The sequence below is a fragment of the Altericroceibacterium endophyticum genome (genome assembly GCF_009827595.1).
Lineage (GTDB): Bacteria > Pseudomonadota > Alphaproteobacteria > Sphingomonadales > Sphingomonadaceae > Altericroceibacterium > Altericroceibacterium endophyticum.
Window position 1 is genome coordinate 134,094 of sequence record NZ_WTYT01000005.1, and the last position, 21,548, is coordinate 155,641.

Annotated in this window: 19 protein-coding genes and 1 tRNA gene; 3 read left to right on the forward strand and 17 right to left on the reverse strand. The window is 58.8% G+C overall.

The annotated features are described in order from the left end of the window. Positions 1 to 2 precede the first annotated feature (2 nt). The 5 genes from GRI91_RS16175 to GRI91_RS11780 all read right to left on the reverse strand — a co-directional run bounded on the left by GRI91_RS16175 (position 3) and on the right by GRI91_RS11780 (position 4,601). Positions 3 to 458, reverse strand: a complete 456-nt coding sequence (locus GRI91_RS16175; protein WP_237437829.1) for a sulfatase-like hydrolase/transferase — start codon at positions 456 to 458, stop codon at positions 3 to 5. A gap of 153 nt (positions 459 to 611) precedes the next feature. Continuing rightward, on the reverse strand, positions 612 to 2,219 hold the full coding sequence (locus GRI91_RS11765) for a GMC family oxidoreductase (protein WP_160736884.1): 1,608 nt from the start codon (positions 2,217 to 2,219) through the stop codon (positions 612 to 614). A 2-nt stretch (positions 2,220 to 2,221) separates the two neighbouring features. Then, complete coding sequence (locus tag GRI91_RS11770; protein WP_160736885.1) at positions 2,222 to 2,677, reverse strand: DUF3237 domain-containing protein; 456 nt, start codon at positions 2,675 to 2,677, stop codon at positions 2,222 to 2,224. A 10-nt stretch (positions 2,678 to 2,687) separates the two neighbouring features. Then, entirely contained in the window at positions 2,688 to 3,122 is a 435-nt protein-coding gene (locus GRI91_RS11775; protein WP_160736886.1) for a DUF3237 family protein, read from the reverse strand. 15 nt (positions 3,123 to 3,137) lie between these two features. Then, positions 3,138 to 4,601: an aldehyde dehydrogenase family protein gene (locus GRI91_RS11780; protein ID WP_160736887.1), complete on the reverse strand. Its 1,464-nt coding sequence runs from the start codon at positions 4,599 to 4,601 to the stop codon at positions 3,138 to 3,140. A gap of 289 nt (positions 4,602 to 4,890) precedes the next feature. Between GRI91_RS11780 and GRI91_RS11785 the strand changes: the two genes are divergently transcribed. The 3 genes from GRI91_RS11785 (at position 4,891) to GRI91_RS11795 (ending at position 9,892) form a co-directional block, all read left to right on the forward strand. Further along, positions 4,891 to 5,820: a helix-turn-helix domain-containing protein gene (locus tag GRI91_RS11785; protein ID WP_160736888.1), complete on the forward strand. Its 930-nt coding sequence runs from the start codon at positions 4,891 to 4,893 to the stop codon at positions 5,818 to 5,820. A gap of 143 nt (positions 5,821 to 5,963) precedes the next feature. Beyond that, positions 5,964 to 7,310: a spinster family MFS transporter gene (locus tag GRI91_RS11790; protein WP_160736889.1), complete on the forward strand. Its 1,347-nt coding sequence runs from the start codon at positions 5,964 to 5,966 to the stop codon at positions 7,308 to 7,310. A 200-nt stretch (positions 7,311 to 7,510) separates the two neighbouring features. Continuing rightward, entirely contained in the window at positions 7,511 to 9,892 is a 2,382-nt protein-coding gene (locus GRI91_RS11795) for a TonB-dependent receptor (protein WP_237437830.1), read from the forward strand. Between the two features lie 90 nt (positions 9,893 to 9,982). Here the strand turns inward: GRI91_RS11795 and GRI91_RS11800 are convergent, their stop codons facing one another. The 12 genes from GRI91_RS11800 to murB all read right to left on the reverse strand — a co-directional run bounded on the left by GRI91_RS11800 (position 9,983) and on the right by murB (position 21,546). Continuing rightward, the gene (locus GRI91_RS11800) at positions 9,983 to 10,276 is read right to left on the reverse strand and encodes a hypothetical protein (RefSeq protein ID WP_160736890.1); all 294 of its coding nucleotides are present in this window, start codon (positions 10,274 to 10,276) and stop codon (positions 9,983 to 9,985) included. Between the two features lie 52 nt (positions 10,277 to 10,328). Next, positions 10,329 to 10,404, reverse strand: a tRNA-Ala gene (locus GRI91_RS11805). 91 nt (positions 10,405 to 10,495) lie between these two features. Then, positions 10,496 to 11,293: a hypothetical protein gene (locus tag GRI91_RS11810; protein ID WP_160736891.1), complete on the reverse strand. Its 798-nt coding sequence runs from the start codon at positions 11,291 to 11,293 to the stop codon at positions 10,496 to 10,498. Positions 11,294 to 11,453: 160 nt separating this feature from the next. Next, entirely contained in the window at positions 11,454 to 12,200 is a 747-nt protein-coding gene (locus GRI91_RS11815; RefSeq protein ID WP_160736892.1) for a Bax inhibitor-1/YccA family protein, read from the reverse strand. A 114-nt stretch (positions 12,201 to 12,314) separates the two neighbouring features. Next, positions 12,315 to 13,121 (reverse strand): pyrroline-5-carboxylate reductase family protein, encoded by an 807-nt coding sequence (locus tag GRI91_RS11820; RefSeq protein WP_160736893.1) that lies wholly within the window; start codon positions 13,119 to 13,121, stop codon positions 12,315 to 12,317. A 66-nt stretch (positions 13,122 to 13,187) separates the two neighbouring features. Continuing rightward, complete coding sequence (locus GRI91_RS11825) at positions 13,188 to 13,697, reverse strand: type III secretion system chaperone family protein (RefSeq protein ID WP_160736894.1); 510 nt, start codon at positions 13,695 to 13,697, stop codon at positions 13,188 to 13,190. Between the two features lie 201 nt (positions 13,698 to 13,898). Continuing rightward, entirely contained in the window at positions 13,899 to 15,710 is a 1,812-nt protein-coding gene (locus GRI91_RS11830) for a tetratricopeptide repeat protein (protein ID WP_160736895.1), read from the reverse strand. Between the two features lie 79 nt (positions 15,711 to 15,789). After that, positions 15,790 to 17,313, reverse strand: coding sequence for a cell division protein FtsZ (gene ftsZ / locus GRI91_RS11835; protein ID WP_160736896.1), 1,524 nt, complete (start codon positions 17,311 to 17,313; stop codon positions 15,790 to 15,792). Positions 17,314 to 17,442: 129 nt separating this feature from the next. Beyond that, positions 17,443 to 18,726 (reverse strand): cell division protein FtsA, encoded by a 1,284-nt coding sequence (gene ftsA, locus GRI91_RS11840; RefSeq protein WP_160736897.1) that lies wholly within the window; start codon positions 18,724 to 18,726, stop codon positions 17,443 to 17,445. Then, positions 18,726 to 19,637: a cell division protein FtsQ/DivIB gene (locus GRI91_RS11845; RefSeq protein ID WP_160736898.1), complete on the reverse strand. Its 912-nt coding sequence runs from the start codon at positions 19,635 to 19,637 to the stop codon at positions 18,726 to 18,728. Before GRI91_RS11845 ends, ftsA begins: the two co-directional genes overlap by 1 nt. Then, positions 19,634 to 20,614, reverse strand: coding sequence for a D-alanine--D-alanine ligase (locus GRI91_RS11850; protein ID WP_237437831.1), 981 nt, complete (start codon positions 20,612 to 20,614; stop codon positions 19,634 to 19,636). The genes GRI91_RS11845 and GRI91_RS11850 overlap by 4 nt, the downstream gene beginning before the upstream one ends. Then, positions 20,611 to 21,546, reverse strand: coding sequence for a UDP-N-acetylmuramate dehydrogenase (gene murB / locus GRI91_RS11855; protein ID WP_237437868.1), 936 nt, complete (start codon positions 21,544 to 21,546; stop codon positions 20,611 to 20,613). Before murB ends, GRI91_RS11850 begins: the two co-directional genes overlap by 4 nt. Between the last annotated feature and the right edge of the window lie 2 nt (positions 21,547 to 21,548).

The following is a 21,548-nucleotide window of genomic DNA, read 5'->3' on the forward strand; positions in this document are numbered from 1 at the left end:
TATTATGGTTCTTTCCAAAAAAAACCGGTATCATAACCGTTGTCGCGCAAAACGCGGCCCAGCGTGGCGGCACTTTTGGGAATGACCGCTGTGTAACCCGGCGCATCGATGGAGACATTGCTGATCGAGCCATTGCCGACCGCATGATGGTTCCTTCCCGTCAGCAGCGATGCCCGGCTGGGCGAGCACATCGCTGTCGTGTGCATCTGCGTATATTGCAGGCCATCTTTCGCCAATCTGTCAAAATTGGGCATGGGCACCGGGCCGCCATAAGAGGTCGCCGCCGAATAGCCGACGTCATCCGTCATCACCACCAGAACGTTCGGCGCACCTTCCGGCGCTTCCCTGGACACAGGATAATACTGCCACTTCCCGTCCTTTGCGACAGGTGGCTCCTGAGCGGACTGATCCTGTGCATGCGCTACCGGACTGGTCAGGGCCGCAGCAGCAATCACCATGGTGGCAGCAGCCGTACCCGTTAAACGCCTACTGATACATTTGCGAAATCTACCCAAGACATCCTCCTCAACTTTATTGCATGCGCTTCGTATTAATTGGTCCAACTCCTCCGAAATGGAGGCGCTGGACCAGTCGCATTTTGTTCGTTTCGGTCACTTACCCTTGCGGATCAGGTCCGCCGCCTTTTCCGCCACCATGATGACGGGCAGGTTCGTGTTGCCGCCGGGCAGCAGCGGAAAGATCGATGCATCGACCACCCTCAGGCCGTCCACACCCCTGACCTTCAGCGAACCATCGACCACCGCATCCGCGTCAGAACCCATCCGGCATGTTCCGGAAGGATGATAGGCAGTGGCCCCGGTATTGCGCACGTGATCGAGAATGGCTTCATCACTTTCAGGCCTTTCTGGCCGTGTCATCGCGCCGGTGACATCGGCAAGAGCCGGCTGACCAACCAATTGGCGCAAGGTGCGATAACCATGGATCATCTCTGCCCGGTCATGCGGATCGGACAGGAGATTGAACTGAATGGCGGGGTGGTCGGCGGCATTCGGGGTCTTGAGGCTCAATTTCCCACGGCTACGCGGATAGTTGAGTGACCACATTGCTCCGAGCCTTGCACCGAAACGCTTCTTCACGCCGGGGAACCAGACTTGGGTTTCCATCGCCAGCGGCACCAACAGGAAGTGCAGATTGACCTCCGGATTGCCCTGATGCGTGGCAACATTGGCAGAAACGGCTAGTGGCGGTGCACCGGCAATACCCTTGCCGCGCACGGTCCAGTTCAGCAATGAGCGCGCCAGACGATCTGCCCTGACTTCCTCCTCAAACGCCCAGCGGCGATCAAGCTCGAATTCCATCGCCGCTCCGGGATGGTCCTGCAGATTGGCACCGACATCACGGCTGTTGGTCAGCGTTTCGATGCCAAGGGGTTGCAAATCCTGACCCGCGCCGATGCCTGACAGCATCAGCAATTGCGGTGAATTGATCGCACCGCCAGACAGGATCACTTCCGCATCGGCCTGAACACGGTGCTCCTGCCCGTCACGGCGATAGAGCACGCCTTTTGCACGGCCCCCTTCGATGATGACCTTCTGCACTTCGGCATGAGTCCGCACCGTAAGATTGCCCCGGTTCAGGGCTGGCTTGAGATAAGCCAGAGCCGTGCTTGCACGGCGGCCGCGCTTGGTGATGGTGAAATCGGGCATTCCGAAACCATCGGGTTGATCGCCATTGAAGTCATCCGTGACAGGAAAACCCATCGACCGCGCAGCGTCCTTGGCCCTGGCAAAGAGCGGGCTGGGAGCGGGATGCGGCTGAACCGATAGGGGGCCATCGCTCCCATGCAGGTCACTTTCTCCGCGCCAGTGATTTTCCAGTTTGCGGAAATAAGGAAGAACATCCTCATACCCCCAACCGGGCAGACCCTGATCGCGCCAGCGATCATAATCACTGGGTTGACCGCGAATGGCCATCATGCCGTTGAGTGAGGAGGTTCCGCCGAGCATCTTGCCGCGTGCGACCGGCAATTGCCGCCCGTTCAGCTCGGGCTCCGGCTCGGACATGAAGCCCCAGGTGATGTCGGGATTAGGCCAGAGCTTTGATACGGCCAGCGGCATGGCGACATCAAGCCGGTCGCCCTCTCCCCCTGCTTCGAGCAGCAGCACACGCGACCTGCCATCTTCACTCAGCCTGTTGGCGAGGACGCAGCCTGCCGAGCCTGCGCCAACCACGATAAAGTCAAAACGCTCTTCACTCATGCTTATATCACTTTCCAGTAACGGAAAATGGACCCTTGGGGATTGCGCCGCCCCACCCCGACGAAAATCGTCCGGTTGAGCCAGTCATAGGGCCCTTCCGGCGCCTCGAAACGCGGCGTCATACGCATGTAATAGCTGTGCGCGTCGACCTCTTCTCCGGCCAGCAATTTACGGACCACTTCGGGGGGAGCATGACGCACGCCCGCGCTGCGCTTGAGAATGGTGGTGCCATCATCCGTTTGCAGAAGATATTGCGATTCAAACCGGCCCCCGCCATCAGCGCGCACCAGCGGGAAATCACCCCCGCTCTTTGGCACGATGATGCCGGACAGGCCGTCGATACCGGAAAAGCTACCGCCTTCGATCAGGACCGCACCGCGTGTGTAATCCTCGGCAATATGCATATGCATGCGCGCGCCGAGAGAGACACGGATTTCCAGAGCAAATTCGAGTTTCATGGAAAGGCCCTCAGACGATCTGAACTATGGAAAGGGAAGCGGAGTCGCGCTTGCGCTCGGCCACAAAGGCCCGCGTCGCGAGCCATGCACGGGGGCTTGCTTCATCAACTTCGAAGACAAGTGTCAGACGGATGCCGTCGAAATCATTCTTGGCGGAAGAATTGCCTGTGCCGATGACGCGGATGATCACATCATCGTCACTCCGCATGACATAGACGGTCTCAATCGTTGTCACCTGATCCTTACGGGTCAGATAGGTTTCGCTGCCCGACAGAATGTGGCCATTCAGTTGCTCGCCAGCGATGGTCCCGCCGGTCACCATGCGCATGGACCGCAGTCCCCCGGTGGCCAGCCGCCCCAAATCGATCGTTTCACCGAATTGCTGATCAAGCGTGAATACGGGTTTCAGACCCGGCGATGGCATATCTTCGTGATCGAGATTCATGATCGTCGCTTCCTCTTAGATCGCCACTGTCACGGCTTTGAGTTCGGTATAGGCTTCAACACCAGCGCGGCCGTTTTCCCGGCCATTGCCTGACTGGCCGACACCGCCCGACGGCAAGACGAAATCGTTTCCGCCCGCAGTGTTGACCCGGACAGTGCCAGCACGAAGGCGCTTGGTCAGACCCAGTGCATGGCTGACATTGCGGGTCCAGACATAGGCCGCGAGCCCATAATCGCTGTCATTGGCGAGATCGGCGATTTCATCGAGATCCAGCGTGTCGAAGGGCATGGTAACCAGCACCGGACCGAAAATTTCCTCGCGCACGGCTTGGGCAGCGGGATCAAGTCCGGCAAGCACGGTTGGCGGTACAAAATAGCCCTTCCCGCCCGGCCGCTCCCCGCCAATTGCGCAGCGCGCACCATCGGCAATGGCCTGATCGATATAGGCGAAGATCTTGTCCCGCTGAACATCGCTGATGACCGGGCCGAGCGTAGTCACCGGGTCACGCGGCTGCCCCATGCTCAGACCGCCCGCGATCTCCGCCACCTTGGCAGTGAGTTCTTCAAGCACGGAGCTGTGCACCAGCAGCCGCGAACCGGCGGAACAGGTCTGGCCGGAATTGAAGAAAATGCCCATGGCGATGTTACGTGCCGCGGCATCAAGATCGGCATCAGGCATCACGATCACGGGCGACTTGCCGCCAAGTTCGGCGGTCACGCGTTTCACATTGGCTGCTGCATCGCGCAATACGATCCGCCCCGTCGCGGTGGAGCCGGTGAAGGAAATCTTGGCGACATCACGATGGGCCACCAGTGCAGAACCGGCTTCGGTTCCGCGCCCCGTAACGATGTTGATCATCCCTTCCGGGAAACCGCACTCATCGATCAGTTCGGCAAGGCGCAGCGCCGAAACAGACGTCTGTTCCGCTGGTTTGAGCACCACCGCACAACCCGCTGCCAGCGCAGGCCCGATCTTCATCGCCGCGCCCATCAGCGGATAATTCCACGGAATGATCTGCCCGACCACGCCCACAGGTTCGCGGATGGTTGACGCATACCAGTCGCCCGGCACTGACAATTCCATGGTCTCACCCGCAAGCTTCGTTGCCCAGCCGGCAAAATAACGCAGACCCGCTGCGGATTGGCGGACATCCAGATTGCGCACATTGTTGATCGGCTTGCCGGTATCGAGCATTTCCAGCTCGGTCAGTTCCTCGGCATGTTCATCGATCTTGCCCGCCAGAGCCAGCAGGGCGTCCTGCCTTTTTGCCGGTGTCCAGCCATTGCGGGAGGAGTTCTTCAACGCAGTCGAAGCGGCCTTCACGGCACGGTCGATATCTTCCTTACCGGCGGCTGCAACTTCGCCCAGACGCTCTTCCGTCGCCGGGTCCACGACATCGATTACCTGACCGCTTTGTGCTTCCTGCCATTCGCCACCGATATAGAGTGCCGGTGCGCGGCGCATTATTTTAGCGTTCATAATCCTCTTTTCGTATTCTTATCTGCCGGTCTCCGGAAAGTCCGGATATTATCCACCTTCGTCCTACCCCTGCCGCAACAGCAAAACTTGTTTCGACGTGCATTGACTAAGTGCCACAGAGCACGATCACAGATAGACCGACCGTTATGGACCAATGGACAGAATGGCGATTGACGCTATAGTTAACCGGTCTGCGCGATATCCTCGCAGCGGGCCAAGGAGGGCGCAAATGCCGGGCAGCTTCTCTTAGATATAGAAAAAACAAAGGCATATCCGCGGGAGAGATAGAATGAATTATCTCAATTTTTCGACCAAGGCCGCCAGCCGTCAGGAGCGCTCAGCGCAATGGCAGATGATCACGCGCGCACCTTCGGCAGAATTGGGTGATGATCGCGAAGCTTCGATCAGAGGCTGCGATCTGGGTGAGCTGCGACTGGCCTCCGTCGCGATGGGTGAGCATCGGCTTGAAAATGATCGGGCGGTTCTGGCTGATCCAGAAAATGGGCTGGTCAAATTCCTGTTTCTCGAAGAAGGTGAATGCCTGGTCGAGCAAAGTGGTCGTTCAGTTTCCCTTTTTGCCGGACAGTGGTGCGCGATCGACAAGACTCTGCCCTTCCGGACAGAAGCCCGCGGTGCCACACGGCAATTGGCAATCGCCATCCCCAAAAGACGGCTCGAAGAATTGCGCGGAGCTCCGCGTCATTTTGCGATGGTAGAATGTTTTCTGAACGGCGCCGGCAATGTGCTGCACGAAAGTGCGGCTTCTGCGATCAACGCAGCAACCGTACTCGGAAGGCGCGATCGCGCGCGGCTGGGTGACGTTCTGGTCGAGATGCTCAACATGGTCTGGCAAGCCGACCCGCAGATCTCCGGGGCCAGAACACACCGCGCGCGCCGCCGTGCAGTGCTGGATTTCATTGAGCGCAACCTTGCCGACCCCAACCTCTCCATCAGCTGGATCTCGGAAGCTTTGGGCTATTCGAAGCGCACTTTGCATAAATTGTTCGCAGAGGAAGCTACCACGCTGAATCGTCTGATCTGGAACCGGCGGCTCGACCATTGCCGACACGCACTGCTTGATCCGTCTCAGTCGCGCCGGTCCATTACGGAGATCGCTCATGCCTGGGGCTTCAGCGATTCTCAGCATTTCAGTCGTGCCTTCAAGATGCGCTTCGGCACATCGCCGCGCGATTTCCGTAACGGCAATCTGGTTCACTGATACACCGCCGCTTCCGGGCGGCGGACATCAGCGCATAATCGGTATAGCTGCACTGGCAGCCACATAGAGGCGCTCCCGTCCACGCGGCGCTGGCCTCCCCCATCCTACATCGCGGACAATAAAGTTTAGGAGAGATCGCCGCGATGAGCCCTGCCGCACGCAGAACCGCTCTGTTGTTACTGACCGTGATTTACGGTTTCGGTTTTATCGACCGCATCGTCATCGCGCTGGTAGCTCAGGATATCAAAGCCGACTTCGGAATCAGCGACTTCCAGATCGGCTTGCTGGGCGGCACCGCCTTCGCGGTGGTGAACACCTTTGCTGCGCTGCCCCTGGCCTGGCTGGCCGATCGCTACCCGCGCAAATGGATCGCCGGTGGATCACTGCTCCTTGCATCAATTTTCACCGGTATTTTCGGCTTTGCGAGCAATTTTTTCCATATGGTTCTCGCCAGGCTGGGCATGGCAGGAGGCAGCGCAGGCACAGAAGCGCCGCCACATTCCATGATTTCGGACATGTATCCTCCGGAAAAACGCGCTTCGGCTATGTCGCTCTTCATGCTGGGCGTACCGATCGCCGCCTTTATCGGCTCTGCAGCCGGAGGAACTGTGGCCGCAGCATATGGCTGGCGGGCGACGTTTTACGTGATCGGCGGCATGGGCATGATCGTTTCCTTCATCTCGTTCCTCTTCATTCGCGAACCGGCACGCGGTGAAGTCGCGGCAAAGGCTACGCCACAATCGGAAGCATTGTCAGAAAACAATCCCGGCATCAAGACGGTTTTCAAAGTTATGGTGGGTGATCGCTGCATGCGGCACATCCTGCTGGGCGTATCGATAATCAGCCTGGGTGCTTTTGGGATGAACACCTTCCTGCCTGCATTCTTCTCGCGCAATTACGGGCTTGGCGTTGGGGAAGCCGGAACGCTGTTCGGCCTTCTCACCGGCATCGCCTCTGCGGTTGGCACGATAGCGGGCGGATATGGCAGCGAATGGCTCGCGCGGCGCGATCCGCGCTGGTTGATAGCGGTGCCCGGGTTGGGTGCCGTGATTGGCGCACCGATCTTCATCACCGGTCTCATGCAGAATAGCCTGCCACTCGCTTTCGGCCTGATGCTTACGGGATCACTTTTCTTCTACATGGCGATGGGGCCAGCCATTGCGGCCCTCCACGCGCTTCTCGATTCACGCAGTCGCGCGACCGGTTCGGCCATCTTTCTGCTGATCATGCACCTTACCGGACAAGGCCTTGGCCCTCCCATCGCCGGTATTGTGAGCGATGCCATTTCCGCCTGGTCATATGGTGGCGGCAATTTCAGTACCGTCTGCGCGGGAGCCGCAGGGCAGGTGCCCGGTTCGGATTGTGCGAGCGCTGCAGCAACGGGCATCCGTTATGCCATCGCCTGTTTCGGTGCCTTCTATATCTGGAGCGGCCTTCACATGCTGTGGGCCGCACGCTGGCGGCGCACGGAAACCGCATTAGCCAACTGAGACCGCCGCGCCACAGCAAAGGCACAACGAGACCAATAACGGCACTGTCATGCAAGTGACATGCTGTGGCGCGGCCTAGAGACACTCCACCGACGGTATTGCCCGACAAAAGCGATCCGCCGACCCGATAATAACGACCTGCTGCTGCAAGCCGGCACGAAGATGCCGTGGGAACAGCTGGTCACGAGAGGAGAGCAAGAATGAAGCCTTTCAAAACGAGTCTTATGTCCTGCGCAGCGTTGGCAGCCCTTGCCATTTCGCCGGCGGCCTTTGCTCAGGATGGTGCACAGCAGTCCGGTCAAAATGCTGCCGGATCTGCAGCGGGCGACTTTGATGAAATTGTGGTTACGGCCCAGTTCCGCGAGCAGAATCTGCAGGATACGCCCATCGCCATTACCGCAGTTTCGTCAGATATGCTGGACGCGCGCAGCCAGACTGACATTTCGCAGGTCGCAGGCCAGGCGCCCGGTCTCAATCTCCAGCCCAACAATGCCAATTTCGGCCCTTCCATGGCCGCCTCGATTCGCGGCGTGGGGCAATATGATCCCAGCCCGGCAGTGGAGCCGGGTGTCGGTCTCTATGTGGACGATGTGTATTATCCCTCTCTGACTGGCGGCGTCTTTGACCTTCTCGATCTCGATCGGGTCGAAATTCTGCGCGGGCCGCAAGGGACGCTGGCTGGCCGCAACTCGATTGGCGGTGCGATCAAGCTTTATTCCAAGAAACCGCAAGGCGACGGGTCCGGCAGGTTGCAGGCCACCTACGGCAGCCGCAACCGTGTCGATATCCGCGGTGCCGCCGATTTCGGATTGACCGATACTCTCAGTGCACGGATTTCAGCCGCAGCCAAGCGCCAGAATGGCTACGTTAAAGTCTATGATTACGGCTGCGTGAACCCTCCCGGCAGTGCGAACAACCCTGCCGAAGGCGGCATCCCCGCGATCCAACCGACCGGTGATTGTCAGACCGGGACAATGGGTGATGTGAATTATCAGGCGGTGCGCGGACAGCTGCGCTACAATCCGAGCGACACGCTGGATATCAATCTCTCGGCCGATTACGTGTCCGATAATCGCGCTCAGTCAGCATCAGTGCTGGTCTCGGCGGATAATGATTCCACCGGCGCCCTGCGCGGCGACTATTACAATGTTCCCTTCGATTCCCGTTTCATCTGCGGGCGCTATTGTAACTACGCCACGACCGTAATGCCGGCAGATCCCGAGAACGGGATTCCTTATGCGACACGGCAGCCGCAGACGACGAAATATGAAGGCTATGGTCTTTCCGGCACGATCGATCTCACGCTGTCTGACAATCTTCAATTGAAGTCGATCACAGGTTATCGTTCCTTCGACAGCTCCTTCGGTTCGGATGCGGACCTTTCGCCCTTGCCGGTGAACGGCTCATCGACCGATATTTCGACCGACTTCTTTAGCCAGGAAATCCGCCTCAGCGGGACCTTGGCTGCGGATGCGATCAATTACACCGTCGGTGGCTATTACAGTGACATGAAGACCAGTTTCGCGAATATTCAGGACATCCGCTATGCTGGCCTGCAATTCGCAAGCCTTGGCGATGAAGTGCCTGCCGAATCCCTCGCCTTCTTCGGCCATGTTTCCTGGGAAGTGCTGTACGGCCTGACGGTCAATGCCGGCATCCGCCGCACGCATGAGAGCAAGGATTATACCTTCTCGCGCCGCTTTGCCGATGGCTCCGTGGGGCAGCCCATCGTGGGGTCACTTGATGGCGAGACGGGAGAATATAGCGAAAACCGTTGGGATTATCGGGCAAACATTCAGTATGAATGGACGCCAACCCTGATGACCTATGCCCAGTTCTCCACTGGCTATAAGGGGGGCGGTATCAATCCCCGGCCTTATTTCGCAAGCCAGGTGCGGCCCTTCAGTTCGGAAAGCATCAATGCCTATGAAATCGGCCTGAAGAGCGATTTTCTGGACCGCGCTGTTCGGCTCAATCTCTCGGCCTATTACAATCGCTACCGCGACATTCAGCTGGTGCTGACATCCTGCCCGGCATTCACCCCTGGCAACGCTGTGGCGCCCTGCTCGATGACAGCCAATGCGGGCAATGCCGATGTCAAAGGGTTCGAGGCTGAAACCACGATCCGTCCGCTTGCGGGAATGCTGATCGATGCATCGCTGAGCTATATCGATTTCGAATATACCAGCATTGCACCTGCCGCCAGCGGCCCGCAGGGTGTTGAGCTTAACGATGTCGCGCCCTTCACGACCAAATGGAAATGGAGCATCGGCGCGCAATATGAGGCAGTATTGCCAGGTGGGTCCACGCTCACGCCCCGTTTTGACGTGACATATCAATCGGGCCTTTACACCGCTGCGAACAATGCACCCACGAGCTACATTTCCTCTTATACGCTCGCCAATGCGCGCCTGACTTGGAGCAATGCCGCAGACGATCTCGACATCTCTCTCTCGGCCACCAATATTTTCGACAAATATTATCTGGTGACGTCATTTGATCAGACACTGGGACAGGGATCGGTGGCTGGCCAACCGGGGCGCCCTCGCGAATGGGCAGTGACGGTAAGCAAACGCTTCTGACAGGATAGCGCAAGGAATGTGCCTTTGCGCAAAGCGAAGGTCACCGCGATAGATCGATTGGCGATGCGTCAAACGATCGGACCTTGAATATCATCCCCGATGCGGTTCCATATCCGCATCGGGGATCTTTTCCTTACTGCGCAAGCGCATCAGGCCCTGCCACACCGTCTCACCGAATCGGGACTCTTGATCGCTACCGGTCAACTCAGCTTTTAGTTTTGAAAAAGTGTGGCCCTCAGCGATGGCGATCAGCTGGTCTTGTCGATGGTCATCTGGATTGCAGAGAATATCCAATTCAATCTCTGCATTGAATGGAGATGCAGCCTGTCTGACACGTCTTTCATGCCTTCCTGTATACCAGTCCGGTATCCCAATAGCAGGCATAAATGGCTGATTTTCTAGCTATTCGTTCCGTTTTAAGGACTTAGCTGGTCACTGGTGGAGCCGAGGGGAATCGAACCCCTGACCTCGTCATTGCGAACGACGCGCTCTCCCAACTGAGCTACGGCCCCGTTCCAGTGGAGTGCGGCGGAGCCGCTTTGACAGTGATATTTTAGCGAAAGCGGCGAGGCCTTGAAAGGCTTAACTCGCCGCCTTGCTGCGTTAAGATCCGCTGGTTTCAGGCTGGGTGGGTGTGTCCAGATTTTCAGCGTCAGCGGGCACATTCATAACTGTTGCCCCTGTCGCGGGCACAGGTTTGCCTTCCAGCACGGCTGATTTTACGCCGCTCTGTTCGCCGTATTCTGCGCCATATTTCATGTCCCACATGGCCGACATGACCTGATAGCGTTCAAAATCGTCGTAGAATTCATTCATCGCCGCTTCGAACCTGGGCAGCGCCATGGCTGCGTAAGTATCGATATCGTCCGGCGGCGTAACCAGAAAATTCTCTGACAGGTCGAGGGCTGTTCCGCAGAAGTAGGATCGTGCCGGGGGCAAGGAGAAGTAATTATACACCCGCGTCATGTAATCTTCACGCTCATCGCCATAAGACCGGCCATATTTCTGGCGGAACTCGCTATCCATGGAGCGGTTTGCGGCTTTCAAGCGCTTTCCATGACCATCCAGCATAGCCTTATAGGCCGTGAGGATGGGCTCATATTTCGGCCCCAGACAGTTCAGCGCCGCCACATTCATGGCCGAGCGTAAATTCCATGTCATCTGCGCGGATGACAAATTTACATTTACCGTTTGGCGCACACCATCCAGCCCCTTGGAAGGAGTAGCCATCTTGGGCGAGGCGTTCCCGGGCGCCACTGGCCGTGCCGGAATAGGTTCGGGGGCAGGTGGCGGCGGCGGTGGCGGCGGAGGGGGCGGCGGCGGTGTCGCACAGCCTGCCAGAAATGCGAGACCGGCTACGACCAGTGCCTTGCGCATGGGAAATGTACGAATTGAAAACATATGTGGACCGGCCCCTCACCTCTGACGCATTTTCAAGATTTGTACATCTTGCGCCTTGCCCTGAGATTAAGCTGTAGCCCTTAAACTGCTTTGGCCGCAAATAAAACGCCCGAGACATTCGAAAATGTCCCGGGCGCGATATTCAGGTATTTAAAGAAGATCAGTCGCGCTGGCCCATGAACATCAGCAGGAACTGGAACATGTTGATGAAGTCCAGATACAGGCTGAGCGCACCAAGGACGATTGCCTTGCCGGCAAATTCCGTGCCGCGAACCGCATAATACTGACGCTTCAGCATCTGCGTATCATAGGCCGTCAGTCCGGCGAAAATCAGCACACCCAGGAAGCTCACCGCCCACATAAGACCGGGAGACTGGAGGAACATGTTGATCACGCTGGCGATAATCAGTCCGACAACACCCATGATCAGGAAGCTGCCCATACCGGACAGGTCCTTCTTCGTGGTGTAACCGAACAGGCTGAGGCCAGCGAAGGCACCGGACGTCGCGAAGAATGTCGCCGCGATCGATCCGCCCGTATAAACGAGGAACACGGTCGAGAGCGACAGGCCCATGAGAGTTGCGAAACCCCAGAACATCGCCTGCAGCGTGCCCGTGGAGAAACGGTTGGCGCCAAAGCTCATCGCCATCACGATCGCCAGCGGCGACAGGATGATCAGCCAGCCAAGGCCGCCAGTCATTACCGAAGCAGCCATGCCCGAGCGCGCGAAAAGCAACGCAATAACACCCGACAAAAGAACGCCGGATGCCATGTAATTATAAATCGACAGCATGTGCCGACGCAGACCTGCGTCGAAAGTTGTTGCCTGGCCTGCGACATCACCTCTCAGGCCTGACGACGCACCAAGACCATTCCGGCCTGTCCGCGGGTCATTCCAATTAGCCATTTGAGTCCTACTCCGTTGAAAGCTCGCATGAGTGCGAGCCGGTTTCCTCTACAATATCGGGTTTTCACACCCGATTTTCAAGGAAAACCGGATTTCAGCAATGTTTCGTAACAATCAGTCGCCCGACCGGGCTTCCTCGGCCATTGCCAGACTGCGGTCGCGTGCGGTGGCAAGCGTGTTTTCCATCAGCTTGTTTATCGCTTCACCATCATCCAGCACGTCGAGCCCGGCCTGCGTCACGCCGCCCGGGCTGGCCACGCGGCGGGCAAGTTCCCCGGCATTATGCGGCGAATCCGCAGCCAGAGCGCTGGCCCCTTCGACCATGGCCACGGCCAGTCTTTCCGCCTGATCAGCCGGCAGGCCTTGCGCCGTGGCGCCTTTCGCCAGTGCGTCGATAAAGCGATAGACGAAACCGGGGCCGGACCCGGCCAAAGCGGTGACGAGATCGAAATCACTTTCATCGATCCATTCCGGCGTGCCGAGCGGGTCCATAAATGTCTTGATGACGGCCTGATCCGCTTCGGGAAGGTCCTTTGCCGCCAGCGCAACCGGCGCCTTGCCCAGAGCGACTGCAAGATTGGGCATCACCCGCACATTGGTTGCACGCGGGAAGCGTTCTGCAAGCGTGTCGAGCTGAACCCCGGCAAGGATGGAGAGCATGACCACATCGGGGCCGGCCAGCTTTTCGACATCATGCACGACGTCGCCAAGCATTTGCGGCTTTACGCCCAGCAGGATGGAATCGAAGCTGCGACCCTCTGGCAATTCACGAAGCAATTCAACACCTTGCGGCAGCTCTTCGCGCTTGGGATCAACAACAGTGAAGGTTTTCGGCGAATATCCGGCAGCAAGCCAGCCGTCGAGCATGGCTCCACCCATATTGCCGCAACCGATGATGAGCATGGATTCAATCTGTTTCATGCCCCCCCATGTGGCGCATGACGGGCGCGAAGTCACCCCCCTGCCCTGCGCTTCAGCGTATCTTAGTCAGGCCTCACCGGCATAATCGACCAGCGCCGCTTCCAATGCATTCTGGGGACTCTTGTCGCCCCATAGAAGGAACTGAAAAGCAGGATAGAAACGATCGCATTCCTCAATCGCGGATTCTACCAGCGATTGGGCCATCGGCAGGCCGAGCATGCCATCTTCACCCAGCATGACCCCATGGCGATAAAGCAGCACCGAGCCATTGGACCAGATATCGAAATGGCCCAGCCAGACCTGTTCATTGATCAGGCCGAGCAAGTGATATCCGCTATGCAGTTTTTCTTCCGGGAAGCGGATATCAGGCAGTGCGAGCATCTGCAGAACCTGATCTTCCTGACGCCATACGCAGCGCAGCTGATAGGTGGTCCAGCTACCGGTGACCTCACCGGCCAGCTCATCATCGCTCAGCAATTCGCAAGGCCAGCCACGTGCTTCGAACAATTGTGCCAGCATATCGACAGGAGCCGATTGCTCGCCCTGTTCAACATCTATCCGTCTTTCGAAATTCATAGCCTTGCGCCCCATCCCCAGCGTCGCACACATTCGCGTCGAACACATGCATGGGATGTTTGCCCCCCGAATGGCAATGAAGCGGGTTCTGGTCTCTGGGGGAAACTCTACAAGGCTGTTAACAAGTTGTGTATAGCAAGGGGGAAAGCTGCGGATAATGGCTGAATAAATTCAGCCCTGCCTCGTCATCATTCAGAAAAATTACTTGATCGCAGTAATCTTTTCACCCTCGGCACTGGTGAAAGAGAACGAATCCACGCCCGCTTTTTTCAGTTTCGTCACCATGTCCTGCGCCTCATCACTGCTGGCAAAGGGACCGGTCAGCAGGCGATTTGCCTCAACCCATGGGGTCATGAAGGCTTCCTTGCCATCCAGCAGGCCCCCGGCTTTGCGCTGAATCCGCTTCCAGTCATAGGCAAATGCCGAGATATTCTTGCCCGTGGCAACCTGAACCCAATGACGTGATGGATATTGGGGCTTTGGCGGTTTGGGCGGCTCGGGCCGTTCGCGGGGTGGCTCGATGCTTGTGATGTCCACTGCACCCGCTGCCGGGGTCGGCTCGCTATCGCTGCTCAAGCGGAAATCGGCGAATGCCTGATCCAGCGATGGGCTCGCTGCCGCTGGCTTATTGATGGCTGCTGGCACGGAGGGCGCTGGATCTTCTCCCGGGAGCGGGAGCGGCTCGACCGCACCCGCATCAGGGTCTGTCCTGGCCAGAACAGAAGGTGCCGCGACGGAGCGATGGACTGGTTTTTCCGGCGCGGATTTCTCTGGCACGGGATTTTGCAGCGATGAACCATCGGTCGGTGCCGGCGCTGGCGTCATGTCTGTGCGCGAAAGTGCAGGTGTTGCCCTTTCTGCATCTTTCCGTGCTGTGCTGCTCGATGCGGCCGGCGTATTCACGACAAAACCGGGTGGCAGATCCGATGCGGCTGGATCGGCCGATTTCGCAACATCAACCCGATCCGTGGAAGAGCCATCGACCGGCGGAAGCTCCCCAGTGACAGGCGCTTTCTCCGGCAAAGGCGTGCGCCCCGGCTTGGCCGCAGATTTTGCAGATTTCCTGCCCGTTTCAGCGCTATTTTTCGTGACTTCCTGAGACGTGCGCGGTCCCAAGGGACGGCCGCTCGGCCGCAAACGCTCATCCCCATTCCGCGACGAGCCAGCAGGCTGCGCAGAAGCAAATTGTGGCAACTCGGATGATGGTGCGGGATGAGCCTGTGCGAATTGCGCAACTTCCGGGCCGTCCTGACCTATTTCCGCCGCCGAAGGAAAGGCACCGAGATTGGCCGCCGCAGCCTGCTGCGCCGGTGTCAGGCGAACCATATAGCGCAAATATGGGACCAGCCGGCTTGATATGCGTTCGGGCAAAACCGTTTCCGCAATAGAAGCCGCTTCATCATCCCGGCCCAGAACCGCCAGAGCAAAGGCGCGCGTGCGATAGGCGGCCAGATCCTGTTGCTGCAGCAACGGCAGCAAAGCCGCCTCGGCACCTTCTCCATCGCCCGATATGGCCAGGCTCATTGCCAGACGGCGGCGAACCAGTGGTTCGGGCGCGGTAGCCAGTGCCTTGCGGTAATAGCTTTGCGCCACAGCGTTCTGGCCGACCAGATCATAAGCCAGACCGCGATCGGCTGCGTATCGGTCCATCGCCACGCCGGCAGCTTCCGCCTGTTTATAATAACCCAGCGCCTGGACCGGACGGTCTTTCTTGAGCAGAATGCCGGCCAGTCCGGCCTTCACCCGCCCATCATTGGGGGCAAGCGACTGTGCGCGCTGAAAAAAGCCCAGCGATGCGTCCAGATCATCCAGCTGCAAAGCGGCATCGCCTGCCGCAACCAGAGCATCGACATTGGTGGAATCGCGCGCCAGCAATTGCAGTGCGGCGTTCAGATCACCGGCGGCTTGCGGCGGCACTGGCTGCACCACCGCATAGGAGCCATCATTGCCGGATTGTGCATAGGCCGGTCCCATCGTGATCGACAGGACCGCACCGGTTAAAGCAGCTTTCAACACGCAACCCATAGTGACTCCAACTCGCCTATTCACCCACGGCCAATATAACGGCCCCGGTTAACCTCCGGCGAATGCTTCACTGATTGTTCTGGCGCCCCAGAAAACGGGGGATGCGCAGAGAGGCATTGTCATCCGAATCCGCCTCTTCTTCATCACCGCCCGCATTGCCGCGCGACAAATTGGCCATCCGTTCGAACAGTGTTCCGCCGCCGGACGGTGCCGGACGCGGCGCAGGCGTTGTTGCCGGATCGGGATCTGCCGCGGAGGCCCCCATCAGATTGCGGCGGTCGGAAGCTTCCGCGCTTTCCGGCTTGGGAGAAGCCAGATCGCTGGAATCGAGCAGCAGTTCGTCTTCGCCCGTTTCCGGCTGATTGTTGTCTTCAGCGGAATCCAGGCTCAATTCGAGCGTGTCATTCGCATCATCTGCCTGACGTGCATCGGTTTGCGCCGGGCTGGGGGCAGGAGAAGGTTCTGCATCTGCCTGAATATCAGATTCAAATGCCGCGCTGGAACGCTCCGGTTGAGCGGCAGGAGCCTGCCCCGGGGCAAGTGGCGTCACCGGCTTCTTCGGGCCGCGCGAGGACGAAAGGCTGAGCGACTGCTCGGCCGGCTTCGCCATTTGCGGCTGATCGCCATTTCCTTCGATGCCCGTGGCAACAACGGAAACGCGGATCTTGCCTTCCAGGTCGGGATTGAACGCCGAGCCCCAGATGATGTTCGCATCGGGATCAACCAGTTCACGAATGTGGTTGGCCGCTTCGTCCACTTCCAGCAAGCGCATGTCTTCGCCGCCAATGATCGAGATGATCACGCCCTTGGCGCCCTGCATGGAAACACCGTCCAGCAGAGGATTGGCAATCGCGCGTTCGGCGGCTTCCAGAGCGCGGCCTTCGCCTTCGCCCTCGCCTGTTCCCATCATCGCCTTGCCCATTTCACCCATCACGGAGCGAACGTCGGCAAAGTCGAGATTGATGAGCCCCGGCATGACCATGAGATCGGTGATCGAGCGTACGCCCTGCTGCAGCACTTCGTCAGCCAGCTGGAACGCTTCCTTGAAGGTGGTATCCGCCTTGGCCACCAGAAACAGGTTCTGGTTGGGAATGACGATCAGCGTATCGACATGCTTTTGCAGCTCTTCAATACCCGAATCGGCCGAGCGCGTGCGCCGCGTACCTTCGAACAGGAAGGGCTTGGTCACGACGCCGACGGTCAGCACACCCATGCGGCGGGCGGTTTCCGCAATCACGGGGGCAGCCCCTGTACCGGTACCACCGCCCATGCCGGCCGCAATGAAGACCATGTTCACGCCGTCCAGCGCGCGTTCGATTTCCTGAACCGTTTCTTCGGCCGCAGCACGGCCGACTTCGGGGCGTGACCCGGCGCCAAGACCCTGCGTAATTTCAGGGCCGAGCTGGATGCGATGTTCTGCAATCGCATTGTTCAGCGCCTGCGCGTCCGTATTGGCCACGATGAAATCGACGCCCTCGATTTGGGCTTCGATCATGTTGGCAATGGCGTTTCCGCCCGCGCCGCCCACACCGATAACAGTGATACGGGGGCGAAGCTCTTCGACAGAGGGCGGGCCGATATTGATGCTCATTCAAGCTCTCCAGGGAGGCAGTCGTATAAAAATGCGTCTCGCTTGTGCCACAAAGCGAATCATTGGTACAAAAGGTAAATTCCCTTTTCCACAACCTCGCCTTGATTTCGCATGAAGTGAGACAAGCGGTTAAAAATAATCTCTCATTGCCAACCATATGCGCTTTATCAGCGCAAGGCCGCCGTAATTTCCTGAAACGCCCCCGCGCAGCTTCATGTCGAGAATGTCCGGCGGCGCCTCTGCGGCATAAAGCACCAGCCCGGCGAGCGTGGCGAAGCCCGGCACGGCATGCGCTTCTGGCAGGCCGCGCAAGGCAGGCGTGCGGCCAATACGCACCGGTTTGCCCAGCGCGCTTTGCGTATAATCAGCCAGCCCGGCCAGTTCCGCGCCGCCACCGGTGAGGACGACCTGCCCGCCCTGAGCCGCCGCAAAACCCATTTTCTGAAGCGAGCGCCCCACTTCGCTCATCAACTGATCCAATTCCTTGGTGATGACGGCAATGAGTTCAGAACGAGGAATACGGTTCTTGTCATCAGCGCCCAGCGCCAGAGGCCCGGTCTGCTCATCATCCGGACCATTTATCGACACCATTTCCCGGTGGTCGGTTGGGCTGGCATTGGCCGATCCGGAAACGCATTTCAGCCGTTCTGCCTGAAACCGCCGAATTCCGAAGGAGGAGGCGATGGCATCGGTAATATCGGCCGATCCGCTGGGTATGACATGCAGATCCACCAGCATTCCGCCTGCATATAGGGCGACATTGGTCACTTCGGCGCCAAATTCCACCAGTGCCACACCCAAATTGCGTTCCTCAGGCGTCAGGCAGGCATAACCAGCAGCAATGGGTGCCGCGACGATCCGTTCGATATCCAGATGGGCGTTCTGAACCGCTTCCCGCAGATTGCGGACAGGCGCACTGTCCGCCATGATCACATGGACATCAACGCCCAGCCGCTCTGCATAAAGCCCCTTGGGGTTGGCCACACCTTCGGCCCCGTCCAGCATGTAACAGGCCGGATGGGCATGCAGCACCATGCGCCCTTCACCGGGCAAGCCCTTGCGCGCTTCCCCCAGCAATTGCTCAATATCTTCATCCTCGATCCGGCGGCCGCCAATATCGAGCTGAAAACTCTCGATCATACTGGAAAGCCCGGCGCCGGATGATCCGATCCAGACGCTGGACACTTCATGTCCGGCGAATTTCTCCGCCTTTTCAATCGCGGCGCGCACGGCATGGGTCGCCGCCGCCATATCGACCACATAGCCGCGCTTGATCCCCTGTGCCGCGCGGTGCCCCGAACCAAGCACCACCATTTCGCCATTCTCAGTCAGCCCGGCGATCATGGCAGACACCCGGAAAGAGCCGATATTGACGGCTCCGAAAACGCGCGAAAGGCGGGCCTGACTAGCCATTATGTATCCTTTGACGCGGCGAGGCTTTGCGCCTTTTCGCGCCCCGGCACGCGCATATAGAGCCGGTCACCCGTCCGCATATCAAAGCGCGTGACATCTCCGCCGAGCAAACGGTTCACTCCGTCCAGCTTGGCAAAGGACACCAATGCCCCGGCGGCCTTCTGCTCCCCTTCGGGCAACGCCAGAATCTGATCGGTTTTGAAGGTAAGGTTCCACCGGCGATTGCCGACCCATTCGGCGCGCGCGACCTGTGGTTTCAGCGCCGGTGCAGCGTCGAGCAATTTCGTGAGATCACCCACTTTCTTCGCCGCGCCCGGTCCGCTGATTATCAGCATACCTTCGGCCTTTTCGGGAGAAATAGGCTCCAGCTCATGCCCGGTTCCGTCAATCAGCATCAGTCGCCGCGGTTTTTTCAACACCGCATGGGGCGTGCGTTCGACAATATCGACCACCACCGCATCGGGCAATTGCCGGGAGACCCGCGCATCCTGCACCCATGGCAGGGTCAGCAATTCCTGCCGCAGATCCGCCAGATCAACCAGCATCATCGACTGATCACGCTGGGACAGAACCCGCTCATATACTTTGAGCTCGTTCATCCGCTCCACGCCGCGCACTTCCACGCGGCGCACCTGAAAACCGGCCTCGGCAGCGCTTTTGGCAGCCTGCTGCTCTACCAGAACGGTGAGGCCGGACACGCTGGCAATGACCCATGCCAGCGCCAGCAATCCGACCAGAATCAGCACCAGAAAAGCGCGCTGAAGCTGCTCTTCGGTAAAGGGCAGCACGCGCATCAGCGCATCGATAAAGGAATTCGTCGTCGCCTGCGCTTTGCGCATCTGGCGTTTCGTGCCCTGAGAGCGCGCCTGTCGCCGGGCGCCCTTGGCCTTGCGACTGATGGTCCGGCTCATGAGCTGGCGGCCTCTCCCGCAGGCAGGCGCCCGAAATGCTTCAGCGCATCGGCAATAATAATCTCGACCAGTTCACCATAGGAAATATCGCAGTGGCGCGCCTGTTCGGGCACCAGGCTGAGCGGAGTCATGCCCGGTTGCGTATTGGTTTCCAGCAGGAACAGACCGTCTTCACCGCGTTCATCATCCCACCGGAAATCCGACCGGCTCGTACCGCGGCAGCCAAGGCGGCGATGCGCCTGGAGTGCATAATGGCGGCACAAATCAGCGATATTTTCAGGAATATTGGCGGGGCAGACATGTTCGGTCATGCCATCGGTATATTTGGCATCGAAATCATAAAAGCCGGACTTGGGGACCAGCTCCGTCACCATCAGCGCCTGATCACCCAGCACAGCGGTCGTCAATTCACGCCCACGAATATAGGGTTCTGCCAGCAATTCACTGAATTGCTGCCACGGCCCGGCAGCATCGCGGCTGATCGGATTGCCGAAATTGCTGTCATCGGTCACGATGGCTACGCCCACCGATGACCCTTCATTGACGGGTTTGAGGACATACGGCCGCGCCAACGGATCGCTTTCATACAAATCCGCGCTTTTGACGATTCGCCCGCCGGGCATCGGGATGCCATGCGGGACCAGCGCCAGCTTGGTCAGTTCCTTGTCAATCGCGATCACCGATGTGGCGAGGCCGGAATGGGTATAGGGAATACCCATCAGATCCAGCATACCCTGCACCGTGCCATCTTCTCCGGGAACACCGTGCAGCGCGTTGAAGACAACATCGGGGGCGACTTCGGCAATCTGCGCCGCCACCTGCCGGGTCATGTCGATCCGCGTCACGCGGTGGCCGCGTTCTTCCAGTGCCTTGGCAATACCCTCGCCCGACATCAACGACACGTCGCGCTCATTGGCCCAACCGCCCATCAGGACGGCAATATGGAGATCTTCAGGCAATTTTATCTGATTGTTCATGGGCGTCCCACCCGCTTGATTTCCCATTCGAGCGTAACCCCCTGACTTTCCGCCACGCGGCGACGCACTTCTTCGCCCAACCCTTCAATATCGGTGCTGGTCGCTTCGCCCTTATTGATCAGGAAATTGGTATGTTTCTCGCTCACTTGCGCGTCACCCATTGTCAATCCGCGGCATCCCGCCGCATCGACCAGACGCCAGGCCTTGTCACCATCGGGATTTTTGAAAGTCGATCCGCCGGTCTTGGTCCGCAAAGGCTGGCTTTCCTCCCTCGCCGCGGCAATCCGGTCCATCTCCGCGCCGATCTCGGCGGGATCGCCGGGTTCACCCTCAAACCGGGCAGACAAAACGATCGCCCCTTCGGGCAAAGCAGAGTGGCGATAGGAATAGCGCAGTTCCGCGGAGGATAGCGTGACGCAATCACCGCTCGGCAAAATAACATCGCAATCCAGCAGAATATCAGCCACTTCGCGCCCATAAGCGCCGCCATTCATGCGCACGAAACCGCCGACAGTACCGGGGATACCGCGCAGGAATTCAAGGCCCTTCACCCCGGCATCGCGCGCGGTGGAGGACACCAGAATACCGCTGGCACCGCCACCACAGCGCAGCACATTGCCCTCGCCCGTTTCGACGCCGGCGAAGGCTTTCCCCAATCGCACCACCACGCCGGGAATTCCCCCGTCGCGGATGATCAGATTGGACCCCAGCCCCAGCGGCATGACCGGCACACCGGGCGGTAACGCATTGATGAATGCGATCAGATCTTGCCGGTCAGCGGGTTCAAACAGCCAGTCTGCCACGCCGCCTGCCTTGAACCAGACCAGCTTGTCCAGCGGCGCATCACGCCGCAGCTTGCCCCGCACATCTTGCGGGATTTTAAGCCGCTCCTCGTGATCCTGCGCCGAACCCGGCGCGCCACCATTGGCCATAT

Bases quoted from the DNA above. Each gene is read 5' to 3' on its own strand.
- GRI91_RS11815 (WP_160736892.1), bottom strand. From the start codon at position 12,200: ATGGCTAATTGGAATGACCCGCGGACAGGCCGGAATGGTCTTGGTGCG.
- GRI91_RS11780 (WP_160736887.1), bottom strand. From the start codon at position 4,601: ATGAACGCTAAAATAATGCGCCGCGCACCGGCACTCTATATCGGTGGC.
- murB (WP_237437868.1), bottom strand. From the start codon at position 21,546: ATGGCCAATGGTGGCGCGCCGGGTTCGGCGCAGGATCACGAGGAGCGG.
- ftsZ (WP_160736896.1), bottom strand. From the start codon at position 17,313: ATGAGCATCAATATCGGCCCGCCCTCTGTCGAAGAGCTTCGCCCCCGT.
- GRI91_RS11850 (WP_237437831.1), bottom strand. From the start codon at position 20,614: ATGAACAATCAGATAAAATTGCCTGAAGATCTCCATATTGCCGTCCTG.
- GRI91_RS11765 (WP_160736884.1), bottom strand. From the start codon at position 2,219: ATGAGTGAAGAGCGTTTTGACTTTATCGTGGTTGGCGCAGGCTCGGCA.
- ftsA (WP_160736897.1), bottom strand. From the start codon at position 18,726: ATGGCTAGTCAGGCCCGCCTTTCGCGCGTTTTCGGAGCCGTCAATATC.
- GRI91_RS11810 (WP_160736891.1), bottom strand. From the start codon at position 11,293: ATGTTTTCAATTCGTACATTTCCCATGCGCAAGGCACTGGTCGTAGCC.
- GRI91_RS11825 (WP_160736894.1), bottom strand. From the start codon at position 13,697: ATGAATTTCGAAAGACGGATAGATGTTGAACAGGGCGAGCAATCGGCT.
- GRI91_RS11820 (WP_160736893.1), bottom strand. From the start codon at position 13,121: ATGAAACAGATTGAATCCATGCTCATCATCGGTTGCGGCAATATGGGT.
- GRI91_RS11775 (WP_160736886.1), bottom strand. From the start codon at position 3,122: ATGAATCTCGATCACGAAGATATGCCATCGCCGGGTCTGAAACCCGTA.
- GRI91_RS11845 (WP_160736898.1), bottom strand. From the start codon at position 19,637: ATGAGCCGGACCATCAGTCGCAAGGCCAAGGGCGCCCGGCGACAGGCG.
- GRI91_RS11795 (WP_237437830.1), top strand. From the start codon at position 7,511: ATGAAGCCTTTCAAAACGAGTCTTATGTCCTGCGCAGCGTTGGCAGCC.
- GRI91_RS16175 (WP_237437829.1), bottom strand. From the start codon at position 458: ATGGTGATTGCTGCTGCGGCCCTGACCAGTCCGGTAGCGCATGCACAG.
- GRI91_RS11790 (WP_160736889.1), top strand. From the start codon at position 5,964: ATGAGCCCTGCCGCACGCAGAACCGCTCTGTTGTTACTGACCGTGATT.
- GRI91_RS11800 (WP_160736890.1), bottom strand. From the start codon at position 10,276: ATGCCTGCTATTGGGATACCGGACTGGTATACAGGAAGGCATGAAAGA.
- GRI91_RS11785 (WP_160736888.1), top strand. From the start codon at position 4,891: ATGAATTATCTCAATTTTTCGACCAAGGCCGCCAGCCGTCAGGAGCGC.
- GRI91_RS11770 (WP_160736885.1), bottom strand. From the start codon at position 2,677: ATGAAACTCGAATTTGCTCTGGAAATCCGTGTCTCTCTCGGCGCGCGC.